The following is a 16378-nucleotide window of genomic DNA, read 5'->3' as shown; positions in this document are numbered from 1 at the left end:
TCCCCCCCCTTATGCCCGGTCCGCCACGCGCTCGCCCATGATGCCGGACGGACGCACCGTCAGCACCAGGATCAGCACCACGAAGGCGAAGATGTCCTGGTAGTTCGAGCCCAGGAAACCGCCCGTCAGGTCGCCGATGTAGCCGGCGCCCAGGCTTTCGATAATGCCCAGCACGATGCCGCCTATCATGGCGCCGTAGATGTTGCCGATGCCGCCCAGCACGGCGGCCGAGAAGGCCTTCAGGCCGGGCACGAAGCCCATGGCGAACTGGATGGAGGCGTAGTTGGCGCCCCACATCACGCCGGCCACGGCGGCCAGCGCCGCGCCGATGGCGAAGGTGGCGACGATGACCCGGTTCGAGTCCACGCCCATCAGCCCGGCCACCCGCGGGTTCTCGGCGACGGCGCGCATGGCGCGGCCCATCTTGGTTTTTTCCACCAGCATCACCAGGCCGAACATGGACGCGGCCGCCAGCACCAGCAGCAGCACCTGGGTCTGCGTGATGACGGCGCCGCTGATCAGGATGGGGTCGGACGACAGCAACTGCGGGAACGGCAGCGGATTGCGGCCCCAGATCATCATGGCGAAGGTTTGCAGCAGGATGGACACGCCGATCGCCGTGATCAGCGGCGCCAGCCGCGGCGCGTTGCGCAGGCGGCGGTAGGCGACCCGCTCGATCACCACGTTGACCAGCATGCACACCGGGATCGCGCCCAGGATGGCGATGGCCAGCTTGGCGTAGCCCGGCAGCTCGGGCGCGTACACGTTCAGCAGGTTCAGGATGGTGAGGCCGGCCATCGCGCCCACCATCAGCACGTCGCCGTGGGCGAAGTTGATGAGATTCAGGACGCCGTACACCATGGTGTAGCCCAAGGCCACCAAAGCGTACATGCTGCCCAGCACCAGGCCGTTGATAATTTGTTGGATGAAAGTTTCCATCGTGGGAATGCCTCTTTTATCGCGTTGTGCGGCTGCCCGCTTAACAAAAACGGCACCCGGAGAGCGGGCTCTCCATGGTGCCGTGACGCTGCTGCGTTGCTTTCAATCGGTCTGGCGTGAAAGCGTTCGCAATGATAGCGAGGTTTAATAAAAACTAATATCGAAAAATAATTAAGTTCGCAAAATTAAATTCAGATGACCGGGGCGGCCTTGACCCCGTCCAGGCCCTTCGGCAGCGGGAAAGTGACCGCTTCCTGCACGCCGTCCAGCGCGCGCACGCTGCGCGCGCCCAGCTCCTTGAGGCGGTCGATAACGGCCTGCACCAACACCTCGGGCGCGGACGCGCCGGCCGTGACGCCCACGCGCAGCTTGCCGTCCAGCCAGGCGGGATCGATCTGCGAGGCGTTGTCGACCATGTAGGCCGGGGTGCCCTTCTTCTCCGCCACTTCGCGCAGGCGGTTGGAATTCGAGCTGTTCGGGCTGCCCACGACGATCACCACGTCCACCTGCGGCGCCATGAATTTCACGGCCTCCTGGCGGTTGGTGGTGGCGTAGCAGATGTCGCCTTTTTTCGGCTCAATAATGTTCGGGAATTTCAGCTTGAGGGCGGCGATTATGTCGATGGTGTCGTCCACCGACAACGTTGTCTGCGTCACATAGGCCAGATTGTCCGGATTTTTGACGGCCAGCGTTTGCACATCGTCCACCGTCTCCACCAGATACATGCCCTCGTCGGTCTGGCCCATCGTGCCTTCGACCTCGGGGTGGCCGTCGTGGCCGATCATGACGATCTCGCAACCCTGCTTGCGCATCTTGGCCACTTCCACGTGCACCTTGGTCACCAGCGGGCAGGTCGCGTCGTAGATGCTCAGGCCGCGCGCCTCGGCCTCGGCGCGCACCGATTTCGGCACGCCGTGGGCGGAAAACACCAGCGTGTTGCCGGCGGGCACATCGTCCAGGTCCTCGATGAAGATCGCACCCTTGTTGCGCAGGTCCTCCACCACATAGGCGTTGTGCACGATCTCGTGGCGCACGTAGATGGGCGCGCCGAACTGTTTCAGCGCGCGCTCGACGATTTCAATGGCGCGGTCCACGCCGGCGCAAAAGCCGCGCGGCTGGGCCAGCAGGATTTCTTTGTCCATGGTCCGGTTCCTTACAGCACGGAGATGAGGTTCACCTCGAAGCGCAGCGGCTGGCCCGCCAGCGGATGGTTGAAGTCGAAGATCGCCTCGCTCTCGCCCAGTTCGCGCAGCACGCCGGCGAAACGGCCGCCGCCCGGCGCGGCGAAGTCCACCAGGTCGCCCACCTTGTAGTCGGCGCCCGGCACCGAGTTCTCGTCCAGCGTGGCGCGGGACACGGGACGCACCAGGTCCGGGTTGCGCGGGCCGAAGCCGACGCCCGGGTCCAGCTCGAAGGTCTTGTGCGTGCCTTCCGGCAGGCCCAGCAGCAGTTCCTCCAGCACGGGGGCCAACTGGCCCTGGCCCAGCATCAGCGTGGCGGGGTTGCCGTTGAAGGTGGTGACGATGTCAGTACCGTCGAGCTTGGCGAGGCGGTAATGCAGGGTGAGGTAGGCCGAGGCGGTGACGACGGCGGGTTGCGCGTTGGACATGATCTTCTTTATTGCGTGCAAAACGTCTATTGTAAGCCAGCTTGCCGGCCAGCGTCCCGCCCGGTGAGCGCCGCCGCCCCCGGTTGTGAGCGGATGTTAGCAAATAAGACATTTCTTGCCGCATCGAATAGAATGCGCGCCATGCAAATTTTTCCCTCCCCCTACCGCTACGCCGCGGCGCGCTCGCTGGAGCGTCCGCAACTGCTGGGCATGATCGCCGTCTTCTCCTCGCTCGCCCTCGCCCTCATGTGGTGGCGCTGGGGCGGCACGGTCGAGGACTCGCTGGCCTATTTCAATACCGCCCGCTATCTGCGCGGCGAATTGCCCTTCGGCGAGCTGCGGGCGCCCTTCCCCTACCGGGTGCTGGTGCCGGCCGTGGCCTCCATCATTCCAGGCGAACTGCGCAACAGCTTCGCCATGCTGAACTGGCTACTGGTCAGCGCGGCCGGCTGCATGGCCGCGCTCAGCGTGATGCGCCTGGGCTACAACCGCCGCAAAGCCTTCCTGGCGGGCCTGATGCTGGTGGCCTGCGTGCCCACCTACTGGTACGCGCCCTATCTGCTGGTGGATCCGGGCTCCATCTGCGCCCGCGCCGCCTTCGTGCTGGCCCTGGTTTCCGGCCAGCCCTGGCTCGCCGCCGCCGCCGGGCTGGCCGGCACCGCCGTGCGCGAGGAAAACGTCCTGTTGCTGGTCTGGCTGCTGGCCGCGCGGCAAATCGCCATCCCGGCCGGCCTGGCGGCGCTGGCGGCCGCCGGCGCCTGGATCCTGGCCGTGCGCTGGTGGCTGCTCGCCGGCCTGCCCGCCTATAGCTGGACACCCAGCCTGAACCAGGCCATCCACGCGCTGGGCGACCTGCGCTCGCTGGCCTCGATGGCGCTGGCGGCGGGCGTGGTGCTGCCGCTGGCGCTGATCGGCCTGGGCCGCGCGCCCGGGCAGCTGCGGCCGCTGAAAAGCCTGCTCCTGCTGCTGGCGCTGCCGCCGTTGTACGCTGCGCTGTGCGTGCGCGTCGACGGCCGCGCCATCTGGGGCCTGTACCCGGTGCTGCTGCCCTTCGCCATCGCCGCCACCATGCCACGCCTCATGCAGCCGGAGGGCCAGTCCGACCGGCAGGCGGGGGCGCCGGCGCGCTAAGCTTGCGCCTTTATAAAGCCGGCCCATCCCGTCGGACCATACTGCTGGATTGAGCCGGATGTCCCGGCGCAGCGAGGTGCAGCATGGGAATTGCCGACTGGCCCGAACACCAGCGTCCGCGCGAACGCCTGATACGCGAGGGCGCCAACACCCTGTCCGACGCGGAATTGCTGGCCGTCTTCCTGCGCGTGGGCGTGCGCGGCAAGAACGCCGTGGAACTGGCGCGCGACACCGTCACCCATTTCGGCTCGCTGAACGGCCTGTTCTCCGCCAGCCTGCGCGACTTTTCCGCCATCCCCGGCCTCGGTTCGGCCAAATTCGCCCAGCTGCAGGCCGTGATGGAACTGGCGCGGCGGGCGCTGGGCGAGCAGCTGAAGGCCGGCCAGGTGCTCGGTTCGCCGCAAGCCGTCAAGGAATACCTGCGGCTGACACTGGGCCGCCAGCCCTACGAATCCTTCCATGTGTTGTTCCTGGATGTCAAAAACCGGCTGATCGAGGCGCGCGAGCTGTTCCGCGGCACGCTGTCGCACACCAGCGTCTACCCGCGCGAAGTGGTGCGGGAAGCGCTGGCGCGCAACGCCGCCAGCGTCATGCTGGCCCACAACCACCCTTCCGGCACGCCCGAGCCCAGCGAGTCCGACCTGCTGCTGACGCGCGCGCTGGTGCAGGCGCTGGCCCTGGTCGATGTGCGCATCCTCGACCATTTCGTCGTGGCCGGCCACCAGGTGCACTCCTTCGCCGAACACGGACAGCTGTAGACAGCTGAAAACGGCGCCGCGCCGGGGCGGTTTACCCTATGAAAACAAGGTCTTGGCGGGCCGTTTTGCAATTGTTAAATTTCGACGATGGGTAGAGACACAATTGTTTTTCGCAAGTCGTTGAAAAAGCTCAGTTTTTTCTATATACTCTTGTTTTTCCAATTTCGGAAGTTACTCAAGGAGTGCACCATGGCACGTGTTTGCCAAGTCACTGGGAAGAAGCCGATGGTCGGCAACAATGTTTCCCATGCAAACAACAAAACTAAGCGTCGTTTCCTGCCCAACCTGCAGAACCGTCGCATCTTCGTTGAATCTGAAAACCGTTACGTTACCCTGCGTCTTTCGAACGCCGGTCTGCGCACCATCGACAAGGTAGGCATCGACGCCGTCCTGGCCGACATGCGTGCTCGTGGCGAGAAAGTTTAATTAGGGAGCTATCATGGCAAAAACTGGCCGCGACAAAATCAAACTGGAATCGACCGCAGGCACTGGTCACTTCTACACCACCGACAAAAACAAGCGTACCATGCCGGCAAAAATGGAGATCATGAAGTTCGATCCTAAAGCCCGCAAGCACGTTATGTACAAAGAAACCAAGATCAAGTAATCGATCCTTGTTTCAGGTTAAAAAAGCCGCTCACCGAGCGGCTTTTTTATTGCGCCTTATTTACCTCCGCCGCCGACATTAATAAACGGCACAGCCCCGCCCGTCATCGTGGTCGGCAGATGGCCATCCCATTTTTCGATCGCCTTGGCCTGGTTCTCCGTTTCGCGCAGGCGCAGTAATTCAGGCGTCACCTGCTGGCGTTGCAGCGACAACGATTCCGCCTCCGCCTTGGCGCGCGCTATTTTCTGCTGCGCCTCCACTTCGATCCGCTGCAAATCGCGCTCCGCTTTCATTTTCAATTGCTCGGCCGTGGTTTTGGCCTCGATCGCCTCGTCGAAGGTTTTACTGAAATTAAAACTGACGATGGAAAACTCGTCGATCACCAGGCCATGGCGCGCCATTCTCTCGCGCAGCGCGTTGACGATATCGTCGCGGACCACCGCCCTTTTCGAAATCAGCTCCTCCGCCGTATAGCGCGCGGTAACCGCCTTGACCGCCTCGTGCACGGCGGGCACGATGATCCTTTCACCCGGCTGGTTACCCAGGTCGCGAAAAACAGCCACCACCGCGTCTGGACGCACATGGTAATTGATGACCACCTTGGTTTTAACGGTCTGCAAGTCCTTGGAAGCCGCGTCGCCTTCCCCCTCGCCTTTTTCAATCGCGACGCCCACCAGATTCATTTTCTGCGCCAGGGGCCAGCGGAAATGGATGCCCTCGCCATAAACGTTTTCGGATGGCTTGCCGAAAGTCGTCAGTACGCCGCGATGTCCGGCGGGGACGATGGCGAACGGGGAGAACAACATTAGCGCGCCTATCGCCGCCACAACAATAACCAGTTTGCCGATCAGTCTGTTATTCATGATTCTCCATTTTCTAAAAAGACAACCGGGTCATGGTAGCAGAAGCGGGGGTGGCGGCAAGGGATTCAAGCTGCGATCGAGCATGATCGCGCCAGGTATTGGCTTGATTTGGCCGTGGGGCGGCCTGTACGGGGGCTGGGCGGGGGCGCCGAACTGGTACCTGGCCCGCGTGCCGCGAACCAGGCACTCGCCAAGCCTGCGATAGGCAGGCAGTCAATGCTTGCCGGCGCGCGGCCTCGCACAGTGCCAGGTTCGCGTGTTTGGCGAGCCTGGTACGTTGGCCGTTATCGTTCAATTGGGGAAATAAAAAATGGCCCATGAGGGCCATTTTTTTAACCGCGGGAAACCGGCTGAATGCCGGCCGTGGTTTTTATGCGTAGCTGCGCAGACGCAGCGAGAACTCTTGCAGCGATTTGATACCGGACGCCTCGGCGCGATCGCACCAGTCCTGCAACTTGTGCAGCAGCTGGTCGCGGGTGAAGTGCGAACGCTCCCAAATCACGCCCAATTCGACGCGCATATTGTGCATGGTTTCCAGCGCTTTGCTGTGCTCGAACAATTCGCTCAATTGCTGCTTTTGCGGCGCTTCCAGTTTGGCTGGTTCACGCTGCAGCAATTTGCGCGAGGATTTCAGGAAACGGGATTCCAATTCCGCCTTGTCTTTTAAATGCGCCAGTTCTTCTTTCCAGGCGGACTTGACCGATTTGGCGTATTTGGCCATCACGTCGTAACGATTGGCGATAACCGATTGCAGGGTTTCCAGATCGGCCTGGACTTTACCGTGCTGGAATTTAGGCGCGGGTGCGACTTTCTTCACTTTCGCCAGGCCCAGCGTTTCCAGAACGCGGATATAGAACCAGCCGATATCGAACTCGTACCATTTGGACGACAGCTTGGCCGACGTCGCGAAGGTGTGGTGGTTATTATGCAGTTCCTCGCCGCCGATCAAAATGCCGAAGGGGATGATATTGGTGGCCGCGTCGGAGCAGTCGTAATTGCGGTAGCCCCAGTAATGGCCGATGCCGTTGATAATGCCGGCGGCGGTCACTGGAATCCAGATCATCTGCACGGCCCACACGGTGATACCGATGGCGCCAAACAGCATCACGTTAATGATCAGCAGCGCGGCGACGCCCTGCCAGCTGTATTTGGTGTAGAGATTGCGCTCGATCCAATCGCTCGGCGTGCCATGGCCGTATTTCTCCATGGTTTCCAGATTCTTCGATTCGGCGCGATACAGCTCGGCGCCTTCCCAGAATACCTTCTTGATGCCGCGGGTTACCGGGCTGTGCGGATCTTCAGCCGTGTCGCACTTGGCGTGGTGCTTGCGGTGGATCGACGCCCATTCCTTGGTCACCTGGCCGGTGGTCAGCCACAGCCAGAAACGGAAGAAATGGCTGGGGATGCCGTGCAGGTCCAGCGCCCGGTGCGCCTGGTGGCGATGCAGGTAGATGGTGACGCTGGCGATGGTGATGTGGGTGACTAACAGCGTGTAGAAAAAGACTTGCCATCCGGACAGACCGGTCAGGCCGGTATTCAGGAATTCGAGAACTGCTTGTAAACTAATGGTCATTACCGCTCCAAAGTGGGATGTCCCGTTCGCCGCCCGCTCACCAAATTGAGCAGGCGCGACTTCTCATATTGGGCGATATTGTACGCTGAAACGGCCTTCTTTTGCCGTTCGTTGCCTAGGGTCACTGACTATTTTTTAGGCGCTCAAGGCTGTTCCGTCAATCTTTCCGGATTGACAATACGCATTTCCCGTTGCGGGAAAGGAACGGAAATGCCGTGTTCCTGGAAGGATTTCCAGATCGCGCGGTTGACGTCGGAGATCACGCCGCCCCGCCCGTTCTCGGGGTCGCCGATCCACCAGCTCACCTGCAGGTCCAGGCCGTCGGCGCCGAAGTTCACCAGCGTCGCGTTCGGCGCCTTGTCCCGGTCCACGCGCTCGACGGACTGGGCCGCCTCCTCCAGCAGGCGCAGCGCCATGTCCAGGTCGGTGTCGTAGGAAACGGACACCTTGGTGCTCAGCGACACGCTTTTGTTGGTCAAGGTCGAATTCTGGACCGCGCCCGACACCAGCATTTCATTGGGAACGATGGATTCCACGCCATCCAGTCCCTGCAGCACCGTGTACCGGGTGTTGATCTGCAGCACGCGGCCGCTGTACTTGTCCACCGTGATCATGTCGCCGATGGTGAGGCTGCGGTCCAGCAGGATGACGAAGCCGGACACGTAGTTGCTGGCGATCTTCTGCAAGCCCAGGCCCAGGCCGACGCCCAGCGCGCCGCCGAACACCGACAGCACGGTGAGGTCGATGCCCACCATCGACAGGCTGCCCAGCACGGCCACCACGATCAGCAGGGCGCGGCCGAAGCGCGCCATCACCACCCGCAGGCTGGAGTGCATGCCCTGCACGCCCATCAGGCGCTCCTCCAGCGCGGCGCCGGCCCACAGCGCCAGCATCAGCAGCACCACGACGGAAACCAGCGCCTGCAGGATGTCCGCCACCGACACTTTGTGCTTGCCCAGCGGCAGCACGGTGTTGTCGAGGTAGACGAAGATGTCCTGCCAGGCGCCGGTGATGTACAGCGCCACGCCCAGCCAGACCAGCAGCTGGAAGATCTTCTCGAAGGTCTGCATGGCGGCGCCGATCTGGCCGTGGCGCGCGAACACGCGGCGCAGCACGTAGAAGGTGAAGCGTATCACCGCCAGCGAAGTGAAGATGGGCACGGCCACCTTCAGCAAATGCACTTTCTGCCAGCGCGCCAGCACGATCTCGGCGATGAACAGCAGCGTGACGATGGCCAGCGGGCCGACCACGCGGCTGAAGCTCTCGACGCCGAAGCGGGCGATATTGCCCACCGGCTCGCGCGCGGCGACGCGCGCGCGCAACAGGCTGGACAGGGTCCAGCCCAGCAGGATGGCGAGCGCCACCGCCGCCAGCTGCCACAGCAGGCCGGGGTCGCGCAGATCGCTGATCAAATCGGTAATCAGGTTTTTCAGTGGTTCTTGCTTCATCGTTGTCCAGAAATGAAAAAGGCCGGCTAAGGCCGGCCCGTCATGTTAATTACTCATCGGCATCCGTGTCGCCCGCCTCTTCCCTGGCTTTCTTGACCATGGGCTTGCGTTCGAACACGGCGGCGAAGAAGCCGTCGGTCTGGTGCTTGTGCGGCAGCATCTTCAGGTAGTCGCCCATTTCCAACTCGATCTTCTGTTCCGCCAGCACCTTGCTCATCGGCACCAGCTCGAAGTCCGGATGGTTGGCCAGGAATTGCGCCGCGACCTCGTCGTTTTCCTCGTTCAGGAAGCTGCAGGTGGCGTACACCAGGCGGCCGCCGCCCTTGACCAGGCGCGCGGCGCCGTCCAGGATGGCCACTTGCTTGTCGTGCATCTCGGCGATGGCGCCCTCCTGCTGGCGCCACTTCACGTCCGGATTGCGGCGCAGCGTGCCCATGCCCGAGCACGGCGCGTCCACCAGCACGCGGTCGATCTTGCCGGCCAGGCGCTTGATCTTGGCGTCGCGCTCGTGCGCGATCTGCACCGGGTGCACATTGGACAGGCCGGAGCGCGCCAGGCGCGGCTTCAGCTTGGCCAGGCGCTTCTCGGACACGTCGAACGCGTACAGGCGGCCGGTGTTGCGCATCAGCGCGCCCAGCGCCAGCGTCTTGCCGCCGGCGCCGGCGCAGAAGTCCACCACCATCTCGCCGCGCTTGGCGCCCAGGATCTGGGCCAGCACCTGGCTGCCCTCGTCCTGCACCTCGATCGCGCCGCTCTTGAACAGCGGCAGGTTCTGCAGCTGCGGCTTGCGGTGCACGCGCAGGCCCAGCGGCGCATACGGGGTCGGGTCGGCGGCGATCGGCGCCTGCGCCAGTTCGGCGATCACGTCCTCGCGGCTGGCCTTCATGGAATTGACGCGCAGGTCCAGCGGGGCCGGGGTGTTCAGCGCGTCGGCCAGCGCCAGCGCCTCGTCCTCGCCGAACTGGGCCACCAGCTTCTCGAACAGCCATTTCGGCATGTTCGAGCGCATCGACTTGTGCATCAGCTTGCGGTCGATCAGCAGCACGCGGTGCAGCCACTCGGTCTCCTCCTCCGTCAACCCGCCCAGCGAGTCGACGCCGACCGCGTCGGCCAGGCCCAGCAGGGACAAGCGGCGCATGGCGCCGCCGGCGCCGGCCTCGGCCTGGTCGGTGAAGAAGGCGCGGTTGCGCAGCACGTTGTATATGCCCTCGGCGATGGCGCCGCGCTCGCGGCCGCCCAGGCGCGGATGGTCTTTGAAATAGCGCGACAGGGTGGTATCGGCCGGCGCGGTAAAGCGCAAAATCTCGCGCAACACTTCTTCAGTGTTCGCGAGTATCGCGGGTGGCAATCTCATGGAAATCCTTGGTTAATGTTTTGTTGAGTGGTCCACGTGGACCTTGCCGTGCTCGATGGTCAGCCTGTCTTCGATGAACCAGCGTATCGCGCGCGGATAGAGCTCATGCTCTTGAACCAGCACGCGCGCCGCCAGCGTGGCGGCGGTATCCCCCGGCAGCACGGGCACGGAGGCCTGGTCCACCATGGGGCCGTGATCGAGTTCGGCGGTAACGAAATGCACCGTCGCGCCGTGTTCCTTCATGCCGGAGGCCAGCGCCTGCTCGTGCGTGTGCAAGCCCGGGAAATGGGGCAGCAGCGAGGGGTGGATGTTCAGCAGGCGGCCCTCGTAATGCGCGACGAAAGCGGGCGTGAGGATGCGCATGAAGCCGGCCAGCACCACCAGGTCGGGCCGGTAGCCGTCGATCACGTCCCGCAGGGCGGCGTCGAAGGCCTCGCGCGTCGGGTATTCCTTGTTGGCGACGACGGCGGTCGGGATGCCGTGCTCGTCGGCGAAAGCCAGGCCGAGCGCGTCGGGACGGTTGCTGATGACGGCAGCGATGCGGGCGGGCCACTGCTCGGCTTGCGCCGCACGGACCACCGTTTCCATGTTGCTGCCGCGACCGGAAATGAGGATGACGATATTTTTCATAAGCCGGCATTGTACCCGTTCACGCGGGGCGGACCAAGAAATGGAACTTGGGATGCTGCGGCGCAGCATCGGCGCAGCGTTGGCACAAGGACGGCCTGACAGCCGGCTTGAAGGACTATTCGAAGGAGTAAAACACGCGGAACGGGACTTTTTTCTCGGCCCAGTAGTCGGCCGCGTCGCGGAACACGTCGAGCAGGGTCTCGCGCGCCTCGCGGTCGAATTTCTGCGTGTTGGGCAACTGCTCCAGCACGATCAGGAAGCCGGTCTGCTCGCCCGCCTTGGCCATGGTGTCGGTCAGGCACACGCGCAGCGCCTCGAAGTTCTTGCCGCAGGGTTTGGGGAACAGGAACGATTCGGCGATGATGCCCAGCACCTGCTGCTTGGTCAGGCCGGCGTTGCAATGAGCGTATAAAAAGTGCTGCCCGAGACGGGCTGCCTCGTCTTGCAACTCGATGACCCGAAATGCGCGGATGGATTGGACAAGGTTGGGCGGCACAGTTATCAACAAACTCATTTTTCCCTCAAATCGACCTGTTATGTACGGTTTACTAGGCGGGTCAATGCGCCGGCGAGTCGCGTTTCTCTCTGTCAATATGTTCCCATACGGTTGTTAGGGTAACGTGTTGTATCCTGCGAATCAACACGAATGTGATGCGGATCGCAAGTTTTGTTAGAAATAGAACATTTCCTCGAGGTTTTGAGGCGCATCATAGGAATGGTTGTGCGGATCGGGAACGCGTTGTTACAAATTGTTGCCATCCCTAACACCCACCGTCCCCCGGCGGGATTACCATACTCCTACGCAATTCCCATTGAATAGCGGATTGCCCCGCCCGTCACACCAAACATACAAGAGGTACAAAAATGAACCTGCAAGCCAAACTGATCGCGACGGCCCTGTGCCTGGGTTCCGTTTCCATGGCTCAAGCGGCCGATTTCGAGGACTACGGCCGCGTGGTGCGCGTGCAGCCGCAAGTCGAGCAAGTCAACCGCCCGCGCCAGGAATGCCGCACCGAGTACGTGCAAGTGCAGCAGCCGGCGCAGCGTAGCGCGGGCGGCTCCATCGTCGGCGGCATCGCCGGCGCCCTGCTGGGCAACCAGATCGGCGGCGGCAGCGGCCGCACCGCCGCCACCGCGGCCGGCGCCATCGCCGGCGCCGTGGTCGGCGACCGCGTCGACAACCAGAACGCCCAGCCCGGCGGCGTGACCGAGCAGGCCGTCAAGCAATGCCGCACCGTGGACCATTGGGAATCGCGCACCAACGGCTACGAGGTGACCTACGACTACCGCGGCCGCAACTACACCAGCGTGCTGCCGTACGACCCGGGCCAGCGCATTCGCCTGCGCGTCTCGGTCGACCCGATCGTCAACTAAATCCTTTCCCGCGCTCAAAAAGGGGTCAGGTTCGATATTCCCATCGGGGAATATCGAACCTGACCCCTTTTTGGTTTGCGGACACTTTGCGATAATGCGCGGACCACCTCTGATTGCCTCCCATGCTCATCAAACGTAAATCCATCGAAAAAGAAGAATCCTCGCGCCCGGCCGCCAGCAAGCCCAAACCGGGCGCCGAGCCGCGCAAGGCCGCGCCGCGCAAGCCGAAGTACGCGCCCGTGACCTTGTCCGAACAGGACGGCGTGCGCTACCTGCATTTCGGCACCGAGTGGGTGCAGGGCGCCATGCGCATCCGCAAGCCGGACTGGCCGGAACTGGAGTACGCGCAGCAGATGATGGCGTGGATGCTGTGGGTGGAACAGCCGCGCCGCATCGCCCAGCTGGGCCTGGGCACGGCGGCGCTGACCAAGTTTTGTTATAAACAGTTTCCGCAGGCCGAGGTCACGGCGGTGGAACTGAATCCGTCCGTCGTCGCGATCTGCGAATCGATGTTCAAGCTGCCGCCGAACGACCAGCGCCTGCACGTGCTGGAGATGGACGCGCTGGACTTCGTCAACGACAGGGGCAACCACGGCGCGCTCGACGCGCTGCAGGTGGACCTGTACGACGCCACCGCGCGCGGCCCCGTGCTCGACACGCCGGAGTTCTACCAGGCCTGCGCCGCCTGCCTGAACGACGAAGGCGTGATGACCGTGAACCTGTTCGGCGACCACCCGAGCTACGCCAAGAACCAGAAGGCGATGAAGTTCGCGTTTGACCAGGTGATTTGCCTGCCCCAGGTGCACGATGGTAACGTGGTGGCGATCGCCTTCAAGCGCGCCCGCGCGCTGGACCTGGAAGCGCTGAAGGCGCGCGCCACGCACATCGTGGCCGAGACCAAGCTGCCCGCGAAATCCTGGGTGAAGGGGATCCAACAGGGCGTCCAACAACAGCAAGCCTGAGCAACCACAGAAACCAGCCAGATGAACAAAGCACTCGACCTGCAACAAATCTTCACCTGGCTGCTGGCGGACGGCATGGTCGAGAAGGCCAACGTCAAGGCCAACTTCGCCCAGGCCCAGGGCATCCTCAAGAACACGGTCGGCTCCATGCATCCGCTGTGCGCGGTGGCGCACTGCAAGCTGGTGTCGGCGCTGCCGCCGCACAAGCACCTGACCTTGGACGCCCTGACCGAATGGCTGGCCGGCCACGCCAAGCTGCCCTTCTACCGCATCGACCCGCTGAAGATCGACTTCACCCGGGTGGCCGACGTGATGTCGGCCAGCTACGCGGCGCGCTTCAACATCCTGCCGGTGGAGCTGACCATGGACACGCTGGTGGTGGCCACCGCCGACCCGTTCGCGCTGGAATGGGAGGCGGAGATCGCGAAGATCTCGCGCCGCGCCATCCGCCGCGTGATCGCCAACCCGCTCGACATCGCGCAATACACCTCGCAGTTCTTCAGCCTGGCCAAGTCCATCAAGAAGGCCAACAAGTCCAACGCGCAGGACCTGGCCATGCGCAGCAACTTCGAGCAGCTGGTCGAACTGGGCAAGAGCAACCGCCAGGTCGACGCCAACGACCAGCACGTGATCAACATCGTCGACTGGCTGTGGCAGTACGCCTTCGAGCAGCGCGCCTCGGACATCCACCTGGAGCCCAAGCGCGACATGGGCACGATACGCTTCCGCATCGACGGCGTGCTGCACCAGGTCTACCAGGTGCCGGCGGTGGTGATGATCGCGATGACCGCGCGCATCAAGCTGCTGGGCCGCATGGACGTGATCGAAAAGCGCCGCCCGCAGGACGGCCGCATCAAGACCCGCACCGCCGGCGGCCAGGAGATCGAGCTGCGCCTGTCCACCCTGCCCACCGCCTTCGGCGAAAAGCTGGTGATGCGCATCTTCGACCCCGAGGTGGTGGTCAAGACCCTGCCCGAACTGGGCTTCCCCGACGACGACGCCGCGCGCTGGGACGCGCTGACCAACCGCCCGCACGGCATCATCCTGGTCACCGGCCCCACCGGCTCGGGCAAGACCACCACCCTGTACACCACCCTGAAGGCGCTGGCCACCTCGGAGGTGAACGTGTGCACGGTGGAGGACCCGATCGAGATGGTGGAGGCCTCGTTCAACCAGATGCAGGTGCAGCCCGGCATCGACCTGTCCTTCGCCGACGGCGTGCGCGCGCTGATGCGGCAAGACCCGGACATCATCATGGTCGGCGAGATCCGCGACCTGGCCACGGCCGAGATGGCGATCCAGGCCGCGCTGACGGGCCACCTGGTGCTGTCCACCTTGCACACCAACGACGCGCCGTCGGCCGTGATGCGCCTGCTGGAGCTGGGCGTGCCGCACTACCTGCTGGAGGCGACCTTGATCGGCATCATGGCGCAGCGCCTGGTGCGCACGCTGTGCCCGGACTGCAAATCGCCCGACGGTGAAATCGCCGACGACGTGTGGCGGGGCCTGGTCGGCAACTGGGCGCTGCCCAAGCCGGCCAGCATCTACCGCCCGGTGGGCTGCCCCGAATGCCGCCAGACCGGCTACCGTGGCCGCACCGGCATCTATGAGCTGCTGACGGTGACGGAGGCGTTCAGCCAGCAGGTGCAGGAGGAGACCGACATCGCCGCGCTGCGGCGCCAGAGCATCGCCGACGGCATGAAGCCGCTGCGCATCGCCGGCGCCCACAAGATCATCGAGGGCGTGACCAGCGCCGAGGAAGTGCTGAAGGTGACGGCGGCGCTGGTGTAGCGCTCCGCCTTGGAAAAAGAGCCTTGCGTGGCCCGGGGAGGCTGTATATAATACGGCCTCTTTCGGGTCGTTAGCTCAGCTGGTAGAGCAGCGGACTTTTAATCCGTTGGTCGCAGGTTCGAATCCCGCACGGCCTACCACGAATATCAGTAAAAAGAAGGTTGCACGCTAACGCTTGCAGCCTTTTTTTTCGCCCGCGGGAATTGCCTCCCTCCAAACAAATTTGCGAAAGACAGCACATGCCATCGAATTCGACAGAATCCAGCGAGCTGCAGCAACTTGCCGAAGCCTTGGAGGCGATGGCGGATCCGGCCAGGCCACACGGACCCAGGGCCGAGGAACTGCGTCTTTTATACACGCAGCGGCATGAGTGGGCTCGGCATTACAATGGACTGATCTGGTCCATCACCGCAATCTTGCTTCCGGTTGCGCTTGGTGGCCTCGTCCTACCGTTTCGAAACGACGATGGCGATCTACACAAGGCCGCCTTGATCTCCGCAGCTGTTGGCTCGTCGCTGCTGCTCATATTCTGGAATGTAATCTGCGACAGCCAACGACAGTTGTGGGAACGCGAGTTCCGGATCATCTCCATAATCGAAGGCGTCTGGAGCGCCCGCACCATGCCGCAGGATTCAAGCGAATATGGGCGGCATCTACTTTCCTCGAAAAAGTCTGGATACATCAAGCGCATGCGCAACGGGATCGCGGTTCTAGGCGTCATTATCTGGATCGTGCGGGTTCTGGCTGAACTCCATGCGACATAGTCCACAACTACCGCGCCGCAAGCGTGCGCATGAAGCCTGGCGAATCCCGCACGTCTCCCTCGGACTGAGGGGATCTAAATCGGCGCCAGCACGCGCAAACTGGGCCGTTTTGACGAGTTTAGCAGTTGCTTCGAAGGGTCCCCGGTAATCTATTCGACCTTGCCTTCGCCTTACCCGACTAAAAACGCTAAAAGCTCTTCATCGTTTTGGTTAAGTTCGAAAGCCCAACCCGGCGTTTGTCAACGTAGTTGTCGTGTCATCTCAAGCTGCTTGCTGTAGTTCTTCTGGCCGAATCCGTTCCGGATTCAACCAGACCTGATCTTCCAGTTTCCAATTCCTCGTGTCCTGCGACCAGCGCTGAGGATTGCGGTTCTTGGCGTCACGATAGACCTGCTCGCGGCGCGCCAGAATGGCCGCATCCTGGCCAGTGTGACGCTGCGCCGGCGTCACAAACTTCAGTCCGCTGTGCTTGTGCTCCTGGTTGTACCAGCGCACGAATTTCAGTGTCCACGCCCGCGCTTCCTCCAAGCCTCCGAATGGTTTGCTCGGGTAGTCTGGACGGTACTTGCAGGTCC

The 16378-nt window shown here is 62.9% G+C and carries 18 protein-coding genes and 1 tRNA gene; 9 read left to right on the top strand and 10 right to left on the bottom strand.

Annotated elements, in window-relative coordinates; translation table 11 throughout:
- Positions 1–9 precede the first annotated feature (9 nt).
- The 3 genes from BM436_RS27950 to BM436_RS27940 form a co-directional block, all read right to left on the bottom strand.
- Positions 10–939, bottom strand: a complete 930-nt coding sequence (locus BM436_RS27950; protein WP_093558952.1) for a branched-chain amino acid ABC transporter permease — start codon at positions 937–939, stop codon at positions 10–12.
- Positions 940–1130: 191 nt separating this feature from the next.
- Positions 1131–2081 (bottom strand): 4-hydroxy-3-methylbut-2-enyl diphosphate reductase, encoded by a 951-nt coding sequence (gene ispH / locus BM436_RS27945; protein WP_093558950.1) that lies wholly within the window; start codon positions 2079–2081, stop codon positions 1131–1133.
- An 11-nt stretch (positions 2082–2092) separates the two neighbouring features.
- The gene (locus BM436_RS27940; protein WP_093558948.1) at positions 2093–2548 is read right to left on the bottom strand and encodes an FKBP-type peptidyl-prolyl cis-trans isomerase; all 456 of its coding nucleotides are present in this window, start codon (positions 2546–2548) and stop codon (positions 2093–2095) included.
- Between the two features lie 141 nt (positions 2549–2689).
- Between BM436_RS27940 and BM436_RS27935 the strand changes: the two genes are divergently transcribed.
- From BM436_RS27935 to rpmG, 4 genes are all read left to right on the top strand, one after another.
- A complete protein-coding gene (locus tag BM436_RS27935; protein ID WP_143133332.1) occupies positions 2690–3679 on the top strand; it encodes a hypothetical protein in 990 nt (329 codons plus the stop codon).
- An 83-nt stretch (positions 3680–3762) separates the two neighbouring features.
- Complete coding sequence (gene radC, locus BM436_RS27930; protein ID WP_093558944.1) at positions 3763–4437, top strand: RadC family protein; 675 nt, start codon at positions 3763–3765, stop codon at positions 4435–4437.
- A 189-nt stretch (positions 4438–4626) separates the two neighbouring features.
- On the top strand, positions 4627–4863 hold the full coding sequence (rpmB, locus tag BM436_RS27925) for a 50S ribosomal protein L28 (RefSeq protein ID WP_093559101.1): 237 nt from the start codon (positions 4627–4629) through the stop codon (positions 4861–4863).
- 10 nt (positions 4864–4873) lie between these two features.
- Complete coding sequence (gene rpmG, locus BM436_RS27920; RefSeq protein ID WP_197422130.1) at positions 4874–5044, top strand: 50S ribosomal protein L33; 171 nt, start codon at positions 4874–4876, stop codon at positions 5042–5044.
- A 56-nt stretch (positions 5045–5100) separates the two neighbouring features.
- Here the strand turns inward: rpmG and BM436_RS27915 are convergent, their stop codons facing one another.
- The 6 genes from BM436_RS27915 to BM436_RS27890 all read right to left on the bottom strand — a co-directional run bounded on the left by BM436_RS27915 (position 5101) and on the right by BM436_RS27890 (position 11426).
- Positions 5101–5907 (bottom strand): prohibitin family protein, encoded by an 807-nt coding sequence (locus BM436_RS27915; protein WP_093558942.1) that lies wholly within the window; start codon positions 5905–5907, stop codon positions 5101–5103.
- 370 nt (positions 5908–6277) lie between these two features.
- Positions 6278–7480 (bottom strand): DesA family fatty acid desaturase, encoded by a 1203-nt coding sequence (locus tag BM436_RS27910; RefSeq protein ID WP_177307557.1) that lies wholly within the window; start codon positions 7478–7480, stop codon positions 6278–6280.
- Between the two features lie 143 nt (positions 7481–7623).
- Positions 7624–8928, bottom strand: a complete 1305-nt coding sequence (locus tag BM436_RS27905) for a mechanosensitive ion channel family protein (protein ID WP_093558940.1) — start codon at positions 8926–8928, stop codon at positions 7624–7626.
- 49 nt (positions 8929–8977) lie between these two features.
- A complete protein-coding gene (locus BM436_RS27900) occupies positions 8978–10282 on the bottom strand; it encodes an RsmB/NOP family class I SAM-dependent RNA methyltransferase (RefSeq protein WP_093558938.1) in 1305 nt (434 codons plus the stop codon).
- Between the two features lie 12 nt (positions 10283–10294).
- A complete protein-coding gene (gene purN, locus BM436_RS27895; protein ID WP_093558936.1) occupies positions 10295–10912 on the bottom strand; it encodes a phosphoribosylglycinamide formyltransferase in 618 nt (205 codons plus the stop codon).
- 115 nt (positions 10913–11027) lie between these two features.
- Positions 11028–11426: a barstar family protein gene (locus BM436_RS27890; RefSeq protein WP_093558934.1), complete on the bottom strand. Its 399-nt coding sequence runs from the start codon at positions 11424–11426 to the stop codon at positions 11028–11030.
- Positions 11427–11776: 350 nt separating this feature from the next.
- On the opposite strand from BM436_RS27890, the gene BM436_RS27885 reads away from it, so the two are divergent.
- The 5 genes from BM436_RS27885 (at position 11777) to BM436_RS27865 (ending at position 15803) form a co-directional block, all read left to right on the top strand.
- Positions 11777–12286, top strand: coding sequence for a glycine zipper 2TM domain-containing protein (locus BM436_RS27885; protein WP_093558932.1), 510 nt, complete (start codon positions 11777–11779; stop codon positions 12284–12286).
- 122 nt (positions 12287–12408) lie between these two features.
- A complete protein-coding gene (locus BM436_RS27880) occupies positions 12409–13248 on the top strand; it encodes a spermine/spermidine synthase domain-containing protein (RefSeq protein ID WP_093558930.1) in 840 nt (279 codons plus the stop codon).
- A 21-nt stretch (positions 13249–13269) separates the two neighbouring features.
- On the top strand, positions 13270–15039 hold the full coding sequence (gene tfpB / locus BM436_RS27875; protein WP_093558928.1) for a type IV pilus assembly ATPase TfpB: 1770 nt from the start codon (positions 13270–13272) through the stop codon (positions 15037–15039).
- Positions 15040–15103: 64 nt separating this feature from the next.
- Positions 15104–15179 (top strand) — tRNA-Lys (locus BM436_RS27870).
- Positions 15180–15278: 99 nt separating this feature from the next.
- Positions 15279–15803 (top strand): hypothetical protein, encoded by a 525-nt coding sequence (locus BM436_RS27865; protein WP_093558926.1) that lies wholly within the window; start codon positions 15279–15281, stop codon positions 15801–15803.
- 261 nt (positions 15804–16064) lie between these two features.
- Here BM436_RS27865 and BM436_RS27860 read toward each other — a convergent pair.
- A partial coding sequence (locus BM436_RS27860) for an integrase core domain-containing protein (RefSeq protein ID WP_143133331.1) occupies positions 16065–16378 on the bottom strand: 314 nt, incomplete at its 5' end.

The sequence above is a fragment of the Pseudoduganella namucuonensis genome (assembly GCF_900116645.1).
Taxonomy (GTDB): domain Bacteria; phylum Pseudomonadota; class Gammaproteobacteria; order Burkholderiales; family Burkholderiaceae_D; genus Rugamonas; species Rugamonas namucuonensis.
This window is presented reverse-complemented; position numbering and strand designations above follow the sequence as displayed.